The 8,620-nt window shown below is 63.8% G+C and carries 10 protein-coding genes; 7 read left to right on the forward strand and 3 right to left on the reverse strand.

Annotated elements, in window-relative coordinates; translation table 11 throughout:
- The 3 genes from B2V21_RS10860 to B2V21_RS10870 all read right to left on the reverse strand — a co-directional run.
- Window positions 1-546, reverse strand: a 546-nt coding sequence (locus tag B2V21_RS10860; protein WP_286916849.1) for a beta-ketoacyl synthase N-terminal-like domain-containing protein, incomplete at its 3' end; no start/stop codon positions are given.
- An 11-nt stretch (window positions 547-557) separates the two neighbouring features.
- Entirely contained in the window at window positions 558-1,073 is a 516-nt protein-coding gene (gene fabA / locus B2V21_RS10865; protein ID WP_049861013.1) for a 3-hydroxyacyl-[acyl-carrier-protein] dehydratase FabA, read from the reverse strand.
- 271 nt (window positions 1,074-1,344) lie between these two features.
- A complete protein-coding gene (locus tag B2V21_RS10870) occupies window positions 1,345-3,249 on the reverse strand; it encodes an ATP-binding protein (protein ID WP_286916850.1) in 1,905 nt (634 codons plus the stop codon).
- Window positions 3,250-3,441: 192 nt separating this feature from the next.
- Here B2V21_RS10870 and B2V21_RS10875 point away from each other — a divergent pair, with 192 nt between their 5' ends.
- The 7 genes from B2V21_RS10875 to B2V21_RS10905 all read left to right on the forward strand — a co-directional run bounded on the left by B2V21_RS10875 (window position 3,442) and on the right by B2V21_RS10905 (window position 8,589).
- A complete protein-coding gene (locus B2V21_RS10875; RefSeq protein WP_056843224.1) occupies window positions 3,442-4,467 on the forward strand; it encodes an NAD(P)H-dependent glycerol-3-phosphate dehydrogenase in 1,026 nt (341 codons plus the stop codon).
- Window positions 4,468-4,477: 10 nt separating this feature from the next.
- Window positions 4,478-4,822 (forward strand): DUF4389 domain-containing protein, encoded by a 345-nt coding sequence (locus B2V21_RS10880; RefSeq protein ID WP_049861010.1) that lies wholly within the window; start codon window positions 4,478-4,480, stop codon window positions 4,820-4,822.
- Window positions 4,819-5,274, forward strand: a complete 456-nt coding sequence (gene sixA, locus B2V21_RS10885) for a phosphohistidine phosphatase SixA (RefSeq protein ID WP_049861009.1) — start codon at window positions 4,819-4,821, stop codon at window positions 5,272-5,274. Before B2V21_RS10880 ends, sixA begins: the two co-directional genes overlap by 4 nt.
- An 18-nt stretch (window positions 5,275-5,292) precedes the next feature.
- Window positions 5,293-5,736 carry a hotdog fold thioesterase gene (locus B2V21_RS10890; RefSeq protein WP_049861008.1) on the forward strand — a complete coding sequence of 148 codons (444 nt, stop codon included), beginning with the start codon at window positions 5,293-5,295 and terminating at the stop codon, window positions 5,734-5,736.
- Window positions 5,737-5,739: 3 nt separating this feature from the next.
- Window positions 5,740-6,594, forward strand: a complete 855-nt coding sequence (locus tag B2V21_RS10895; protein WP_286916851.1) for an alpha/beta fold hydrolase — start codon at window positions 5,740-5,742, stop codon at window positions 6,592-6,594.
- Between the two features lie 113 nt (window positions 6,595-6,707).
- A complete protein-coding gene (locus tag B2V21_RS10900; protein WP_286916852.1) occupies window positions 6,708-7,520 on the forward strand; it encodes a DUF4892 domain-containing protein in 813 nt (270 codons plus the stop codon).
- Between the two features lie 25 nt (window positions 7,521-7,545).
- A complete protein-coding gene (locus B2V21_RS10905; protein WP_049861005.1) occupies window positions 7,546-8,589 on the forward strand; it encodes an AI-2E family transporter in 1,044 nt (347 codons plus the stop codon).
- Window positions 8,590-8,620: the final 31 nt, after the last annotated feature.

Raw genomic sequence — 8,620 nt, forward strand, 5'->3', positions numbered from 1 at the left:
GACGTCCTGCTTCCCCATCTGGATCTGCTCCATCGCATGGCCAATGCAATGTGCGCTGGGGGCGCAAGCCGAGGCGATGGAGTAGTTCAGGCCCTTGATCTTGAACGGGGTGGCCAGGCAGGCCGACACGGTGCTGCTCATGGTCCGGGTGACACGGTACGGGCCGACGCGCTTCACGCCTTTTTCGCGCAGGATGTCGAGTGCTTCCATCTGGTTCAAGGTGGAGGCGCCGCCCGAACCTGCGATCAGGCCGGTACGAGGATTGGAGACCTGCTCTTCGGTCAGGCCGGAATCCTTGATGGCATCCTGCATGGCCAGGTAGGCGTACGCGGCGGCATGGCCGACGAAGCGGTACACCTTGCGGTCGATCAACTCTTCCAGATTGAGGTCGATGGAGCCGGAAACCTGGCTACGCAGACCCATTTCGGCATATTCCGGGTTGAAGCGGATGCCAGGGCGGCTTGCCCGCAGGTTTGCGGAGACGGTGTCTTTGTCATTGCCCAGGCACGAAACGATGCCCAGACCAGTGATAACAACGCGGCGCATGCGGATAACCCTTAGAAATTTTCGGTGGATGTAAAGACGCCAACCCGAAGGCCGTCGGCGGTGTAGATCTCGCGACCGTCGACACTGACCGAGCCATCGGCGATGGCCATGTTCAGCTTGCCCTTGAGCACGCGCTTGATATGGATGTTGTAGGTGACCTTCTTGGCGGTCGGCAGTACCTGGCCGAAGAACTTCACCTCGCCCGAACCCAGCGCACGGCCGCGGCCCGGCAGGCCTTGCCAGCCCAGGAAGAAACCGACCAGCTGCCACATGGCATCCAGGCCCAGGCAGCCCGGCATCACCGGATCGCCTTCGAAGTGGCAGGCGAAGAACCACAGGTCCGGGGTGATATCCAGCTCGGCGACCAATTCACCCTTGCCGTACTTGCCACCTTCGGCGCTGATATGGGTGATGCGGTCCACCATCAGCATGTTGGGGGCGGGCAATTGCGCGTTACCTGGGCCGAACAGCTCGCCACGACTGCAGCGCAGCAGATCTTCCCGAGTAAAGGCGTTTTGTTTGGTCATGCGAGCTCCTCAATAGTCCCTGGTGGCAGGGGGCAGATCTTCCCGACCGACCAGAAGGATCAAAGCCTGGGTCGGCAGCCTACACATAGACTATTGCGTTGTAGTGAAAGTCACAGCGCAAGCGATACGGAAGTACACTTGTTCACTGAAATTATAATGCCAGACGACAGGCTTTGTCCGAATGGATGTACAAGACTGCCGCACTTTAACATTTCTTGCCAGCAACGGGCGTTATCTGGAGGGTATCGGGTGGTCATTCAGCGGCGCGTTTTCAGCTCGTCCAGCGCAGCAGTACCTGTTGCAGGTCTGCACGTTTGAACGGTTTGGCCAGGTAATCGTTCATTCCCGCTTCCAGGCAGGTGTCGCGGTCGCCCAGCAAAGCGTTGGCCGTCAGGGCGATGATCGGCAACTCGGCCCTGTCGGGTATCTGGCGGATCTGCCGCGAAGCGCCATAGCCGTCCAGAATCGGCAGGCGGCAGTCCATCAGCACCGCCGAATAGAGCCGTTCACGCACTTGGTCGACTGCTTCGGCACCGTCGCTCACCACATCGACGTCGTACCCCAGGCTGCGCAGCATGGCTTCGATCACGGTCTGATTGACCGGGTTGTCTTCCACCAGCAAAACGCGGTGACCGGCGCCATCGTCGTGGGCGCACGTGTTGGGCACGGGTGCCGGCCGCGCCAGACTCTGCTGGCTCAGGGCCAAGGGCATCTCCAGGGTGAACAGCGAGCCTTTACCCTCCTGGCTCTGAGCCCGCAACGTGCCGCCCATGCGTTCGGCCAGCGTGCGTGCGATCGGCAAGCCCAGACCGGTACCGCCGTAGCGCCGTGAGATCGAACTGTCGGCCTGGGCGAAGGCGACGAACATGCTTTCCAGGCGATCTTCGCCAATGCCGATGCCCGTGTCGCGCACGGTGCAGGTTAGCCAGATCAACTGGTGATCCAGTACCTGCCACTGCACGCCGACGTGCACGCCGCCGTCGTCGGTGAACTTCAGCGCATTGCCGATCAGGTTGACCAGAATCTGTCGGATACGGGTCGGATCACCTTCGACCTGAAGCCCTGCAATGCCTTCGGGCAGCGCCAGCTCCAACGTCAGTTTTCGCTGTCGTGCGGTGTGCTGGAAGGCCTGCACGCAACTGGTGATCAGTTCATGCAAGCTGAAGCCGATGTGCTCCAGTTCCATCGCTGCCCGTTCGATACGGGAAAAATCCAGGATGTCGTTGATGACCTTGAGCAGGTGCTCGGTAGACTCGGTAGCCACCTGGGCATAGTCGCGCTGTTCGTCGTTCAGGGTGGTGGTTTCAAGCAACTGGAGCATGCCCAGCACACCATTCATCGGCGTGCGCAGTTCATGGCTCATCATCGCCAGGAAGTCCGACTTGGCGCTGTTGGCGCGCTCGGCCTCCTCGCGGGTCTGGATCAGTTGCTGCATGGCCTGATGCTGTTCGTCGCTGGCTTTGGCCAAGGCACTGGCCAGGTTGTTGATGTGCCCGGCCAGGTGGCCCAGTTCGCTGTCGTCGACGATCGGCAGCGGCGTGTCGAAGCGGCCCTGGCCGATGGCCTTGACCACCCGGCTCATTTCGCTGATCGGCTGGGCCAGGCTGCGTGCCAGGCGCCGAGCCAGCAGATAGGTGAACAGCAGGGCAAACAGCGCCAGCACGCCCGCCTTGAGCACGATCTCCTGCTGGCGCTGACTGAAGGCATCGTCGGACATGCCAACGATGACCCGCCCCAGGTAGTCGCCACTGCTGGCGCTCACCAGGTGCTGCTGCACCTGTGCCCGATGGTCTTCCATGAACGCGCCGCGGATCTGGATCGGCGCCTGGAATACCTCGACATGGGCTGAGCGATGCTCGTCGCCAACACGCCGTTCGACGTAGGCCAGGCGCTGATCGGTCTGGTCCTGGATCTCCAGAAAGCGTACATGTGGAGTGGCCAGAGTGGCGCCGAGCAAGCCTTCGAGCACTGCGGCATTGTCAGTGACCACACCGTACTCGGACGCGGGGGCGAGCTGGTTGGCTATCAACTGGCCCGTGTGGTTGAGTTCCTGGCGCAGGTCCTGCAGACGCACGAAGGTAAAGAAGCCAATCAGCAACAGCGTCAGCAGCAGCGCCGGCCCGACGCTAATGATCTGGGTGCGCGTATGAATGTCGCGGTTCAGGCGCAACTTCATGTCAGGGCGCGAGGCAATGGGAAAATGGCGAACACGACAGGGCCTGATTCGAGTTGAACAGTCAGGCATGTTAACCGGTCAGGGCGACAATTCCAGTCGTAATGTTGCCGGGGAGCAGGCCGGGACTGGTCGTGTCGGGGCGCCTCCGTATAATGTCGTCAATCGCCTTCAACTCGACCAAATGGATGGGATATGACTCAAGAGCAGCCGATAGCCGTGCTGGGGGGAGGTAGTTTCGGCACCGCCGTGGCCAACCTGCTGGCCGAGAACGGCCATTCGGTCCGGCAATGGATGCGTGATCCGGAGCAGGCCGAGGCCATTCGGCTGAACCGGGAAAACCCGCGCTACCTCAAAGGTATAAAGATCCTGCCGGGGGTGACGCCGGTCACCGACCTGCCCGCAACAATCGCCGGCAGCGAGCTGATCTTCGTCGCGCTGCCTTCCAGCGCCCTGCGCAGCGTACTGGCCGTGCACGCCGAGCAACTGACGGGCAAGATGCTGGTCAGCCTGACCAAGGGCATCGAGGCGCAGACCTTCAAGCTGATGAGCGAGATCCTCGAAGACGTCGCGCCGGGCGCGCGTATCGGCGTGCTGTCCGGGCCCAACCTGGCGCGCGAGATCGCCGAGCATGCCTTGACCGCCACCGTGGTGGCGAGCGCCGACGAAGCTCTCTGCGAACGCGTCCAGGCCGTTCTCCATGGGCGCACCTTTCGCGTCTATGCCAGCAGTGACCGCTTCGGCGTCGAACTGGGCGGCGCCCTCAAGAACGTCTACGCGATCATCGCCGGCATGGCCGTGGCATTGGGCATGGGCGAGAACACCAAGAGCATGCTGATCACCCGCGCGCTCGCCGAAATGACCCGCTTCGCCGTCAGCCAGGGTGCCAACCCCATGACTTTCCTGGGCCTGGCCGGGGTCGGTGACCTCATCGTCACCTGTTCCTCGCCCAAGAGCCGCAACTATCAGGTAGGGTTCGCGCTGGGCGAAGGCCTGAGCCTGGAAGACGCCGTGTCGCGCCTGGGCGAAGTGGCCGAAGGGGTCAACACCCTGAAGGTGCTCAAGGCCAAGGCGCAAGAGCTGCAGGTGTACATGCCGCTGGTGGCGGGCCTGCATGCAATCCTCTTCGAAGGGCGTACCCTGAATCAGGTCATCGACTTGCTGATGAGAGCCGAACCCAAAACCGATGTCGACTTCATTTCCACCAGCGGCTTCAACTGAGGAGCAATTCATGAACCGTTCTTTCAACGATCCGGACCGCGAGGCCATCGTACTGCGTGTGCTCTGGATGGTGGTGTTCGTGCTGGTCTGGCAGGTCGCCCAGTTCCTGCTCGGCGCGCTGGTGCTGGTGCAGCTGATCTATCGTCTGGTCTATGGCGCGCCGAACGCGGGCATGATGGCCTTCGGCGACAGCCTGAGCCAATACCTGGCCCAGATCGGCCGCTTTGGCAGCTTCCACACCGAGCACAAACCCTGGCCGTTTTCCGACTGGCCCCAAGCGCGTCCAGCCGACGGCGAAACGGCCCACCCGGCAGGCGCGGGTCGCCCGCTGGCCGATGACGAGCCCAAACCATGAAGCTCTGGGTCCTGCGTCATGGTGAGGCCGTCAGCCATGCCCGCAGCGATGCCGAGCGTGCCCTGACTTCGTTCGGCCAGCAGCAGGCACTGATCAGCGCTGCGCACCTGCACGATCAAGCGCTGGACGCCATCCTTGCCAGCCCCTATGTGCGCGCACAACAGACCGCAACCCTGGTTCATGGCGCCCTGCAGGCGGCTCCACCGATACAGACCGTGCCCTGGCTGACGCCCGACAGCGATCCTCTGGCGGTCATCGGCCACCTGGAGGCGCTGGGTCTGGACAACGTCCTGCTGGTCAGCCATCAGCCGCTGGTAGGCAACCTGCTGAGCCTGCTCGTGCACGGCAACCTGCGTCACCCCGAGCCCATGCAGACGGCCAGCCTGGCCGAGTTGCACGGCGACTGGCCGCTCGCGGGGCTGATGTCCCTGCAAGCGGTTCGTCATCCCTAACCTGTCAGGAATACACCCATGAGCCTGTGGCGCACCGAACCGGATCTGGAACGCTTGAATGCCGCGCAGAAAAACACCATCGGCGAGTTGCTCGACATCCGCTTCGAAAGCTTCGATGGCCAGTCCCTGACCGCCAGCATGGCGGTCGACGCACGTACCCACCAACCGTTCGGCCTGCTCCATGGCGGCGCCTCGGTGGTGCTGGCCGAAAGCCTGGGGTCGATGGCCAGTTTTCTGTGCATCGATACCGAGCGTTTCTACTGTGTGGGCCTGGAGGTCAACGCCAACCATCTGCGCGGGTTGCGCAGTGGCCGCGTGACAGGCGTGGCTCGTGCCGTGCACATCGGCCGTACCACCCACGTATGGGACATCCGCCTGCAAGGCGACGACGGCAAGCCCAGCTGCATTTCACGCCTGACGGTGGCCGTCGTGCCGCTGGGGCAGAACCCTCCGGCCCGCTGAGTCGTGTCTGCGCCGGTCCGCGAAATCCGCCTGTCGCTGCCCCATATCGAGCTGGCCGCCCAGGTCTACGGACCCGAAGACGGCAGACCGGTGCTGGCGCTGCATGGCTGGCTGGACAACGCCAACAGCTTCGCCCGCCTGGCGCCGAAGCTGACCGGGCTGCGCATCGTCGCCCTCGACCTGGCCGGGCATGGTTACTCCGGGCATCGCCCGATCGGCGCCGGTTATGCCCTGTGGGACTACGCCCACGACGTGCTGCAGGCGGCTGACCAGCTTGGATGGCAGCGCTTTTCCTTGATGGGGCACTCGCTGGGCGGGATCGTCGCCACCTTGCTCGCGAGCGCCATGCCCGAGCGAATAGAGCGCCTGGCGCTGATCGACGGTGTGGTGCCGCCGCTCGGTGCTGCCGAGGAGGGGCCACTGCGCCTCGGCGAAGCCCTGCAGGCGCAACAGGCGTTGGCTCATAAGCGCAAATCTGTGTATCCCGACATCGACCGGGCGGTGTCAGCGCGCAGGCATGGGCGTATCGCCGTCAGCCACGAGGCGGCCGAGTTGTTGGCGGCGCGAGGGCTTGAAGTCGTGGCCGGTGGATTCAGCTGGCGCAGCGACAGTCGCCTGACCCTGCCGTCGCCGGTCCGCTTGAGCCAAGAGCAGTCACTGGCGTACGTGCAGGCGATTCGCTGCCCCAGCCTGTTGATCCTCGCACAGGAGGGCCTGCTGGTGAACAATACCGCGCTGCTGGCCCGGTTGGGGCTCCCTGTGCAGCAGCTGCCCGGAGGCCATCACCTGCACCTGAATGACGACACCGGGGCCGAGCTTGTCGCAGACTGTTTCAATCGCTTTTTTGCGATACCTTGACTTGCAGCGGTCAACTGCCGAGGCTTGTCAGGTTGAAACAGGAGAAGACCCCCGATGGAACTCGCTGCTACGCTCGTCTACGGCCCTTTGGCCCTCCACGCCCTGCTGCCCTCATGAACGCCTCCAAGCGGCTGCTGCCGGTACTCGCCGGTTTGCTGTGCACCGCAGCGCTGAGTACCGCCGCGTTTGCGGCCCAGGCGCCGGGGCCGGTCGACGCCAAGGTCGTCGACCAGCGTCCTGCGGTCGACAAGGAACGCATCTATCCGTTGGGGTCGCTGCGCAAGATCAGCGGCAAGCTGCGCATGGATGGCCAGGTCAACGCCAAGGGACAGGTCAGTTCCACCACTTACGAGCTTCCCGAAACCCAGACGGCGGGCCAGGCGTTCACCGACGCGCGCGAAGCCTTGCAGCAGGGTGGGGCGCATACGCTGTACTGGTGTCAGGCGCGCGACTGTGGTGAAAGCAGCTTGTGGGTCAACGATGTCTTCGACGGCGCACGGCTGTCCGGGGCCGACGATCAGCAGGCGTTCGTGCTGCTGCGCCAGGCCGCTCCGGACGACAACACCCTGACCGCCCTCTACGCCATCACCCGCGGCAACCGTCGCGCCTATCTGCACGTCGAAACTTTCGTCGCCGATGCGCCGCTGGGTACCTTGCTGCCCACGCCGGCCACGGTGCTGCATGAACTGCGCAGCACCGGCGATCTCGACTATCCCGCCCTTGGCGAAACCCCCGACGACACCTGGGTGGCCTTGCTGGCCCGCAGTCTGCAACTCGACAGCTCGATTCGCGCGAGCGTCTCCGGCGTCTCGCCTGCCTCGGCGGCCGCCTGGCGCGATGCCCTGGTAGCCAAGGGCGTACGCGCGGCCCGTCTGGAAACCGGAAGCGAGAGCGTCAAGGGGCTGCACCTGGAAATCATTCGTTGAGCCTGTTTCGGCCTTTGGAGCCTGAATGCTGAGTAACGACCGCCTGCTGGTCCAGATCGTCTTGCTGGCCTTGCTCGGTGCCTGCCTTTGGGTATTGGCGCCGTTCTGCTCGGCGTTGCTGTGGGGGGCGATCCTGGCCTATGCCAGTTGGCCGCTGATGCGTCTGCTGACCCGCTGGCTCAACGGCCGCGAGTCGCTGGCCGCGGGCATTCTCACCGGCTGCTGGATGTTGCTGGTGGTCTTGCCGCTGGTGTGGCTGGGTTTCAACCTGGCCGACCATGTGCGTGATGCGACGGCCTTCATCCGTGATGTCCAGGTCGATGGGCTACCCGATGCGCCTGATTGGCTGGCGGGCATTCCTCTGGTCGGTGGCAGCCTGGTCGGCCTGTGGAACACCCTCGACGAGCAAGGCGCGGCGCTTCTGGCCAGCGTGCGGCCGTACCTGGGGCAGGTCGGCAACTTTCTGCTGGCCCGCAGCGCGCAGATCGGTGGCGGGATTCTCGAACTTACCCTGAGTCTGGTCTTCGTGTTCTTTTTCTATCGCGACGGGCCGCGGATGGCGGCCTTCGTGCTTAGGCTGCTGGAACGCCTGATCGGCGAACGTGCGGGGTATTACATCGACCTGGTGGCCGCCACGGTGCAAAGGGTGGTCAACGGGGTGATCGGCACTGCCGCCGCCCAGGCGATCCTGGCCTTGATCGGCTTTCTCATTGCCGGTGTGCCAGGGGCCCTGGTGCTGGGCATCGTCACCTTCCTGCTCAGCCTGATTCCCATGGGACCGCCACTGGCCTGGATCCCGGCCACCGCCTGGCTGGTGTGGCATGGCGACTATGGCTATGCGATTTTCCTCGGCATCTGGGGGACCTTCGTCATCAGTGGCGTGGACAACGTGCTCAAGCCCTACCTGATCAGTCGCGGCGGCAACCTGCCTCTGGTGATCGTGCTGCTGGGGGTGTTCGGCGGGCTGCTGGCGTTCGGCTTCATCGGCCTGTTCATCGGCCCCACCTTGCTGGCAGTGGCCTACAGCCTGTTGCATGACTGGACCCACACCGAACACAAACCGCTCTAGGCTCTGTGCGAAAAGCCTTGATACTCGGTGA

The organism is Pseudomonas sp. UBA6276 (assembly GCF_002438365.1).
Lineage (GTDB): Bacteria > Pseudomonadota > Gammaproteobacteria > Pseudomonadales > Pseudomonadaceae > Aquipseudomonas > Aquipseudomonas coleopterorum.

Bases quoted from the DNA above. Each gene is read 5' to 3' on its own strand.
- fabA (WP_049861013.1), bottom strand. From the start codon at position 1,073: ATGACCAAACAAAACGCCTTTACTCGGGAAGATCTGCTGCGCTGCAGT.
- B2V21_RS10870 (WP_286916850.1), bottom strand. From the start codon at position 3,249: ATGAAGTTGCGCCTGAACCGCGACATTCATACGCGCACCCAGATCATT.
- B2V21_RS10875 (WP_056843224.1), top strand. From the start codon at position 3,442: ATGACTCAAGAGCAGCCGATAGCCGTGCTGGGGGGAGGTAGTTTCGGC.
- B2V21_RS10880 (WP_049861010.1), top strand. From the start codon at position 4,478: ATGAACCGTTCTTTCAACGATCCGGACCGCGAGGCCATCGTACTGCGT.
- sixA (WP_049861009.1), top strand. From the start codon at position 4,819: ATGAAGCTCTGGGTCCTGCGTCATGGTGAGGCCGTCAGCCATGCCCGC.
- B2V21_RS10890 (WP_049861008.1), top strand. From the start codon at position 5,293: ATGAGCCTGTGGCGCACCGAACCGGATCTGGAACGCTTGAATGCCGCG.
- B2V21_RS10900 (WP_286916852.1), top strand. From the start codon at position 6,708: ATGAACGCCTCCAAGCGGCTGCTGCCGGTACTCGCCGGTTTGCTGTGC.
- B2V21_RS10905 (WP_049861005.1), top strand. From the start codon at position 7,546: ATGCTGAGTAACGACCGCCTGCTGGTCCAGATCGTCTTGCTGGCCTTG.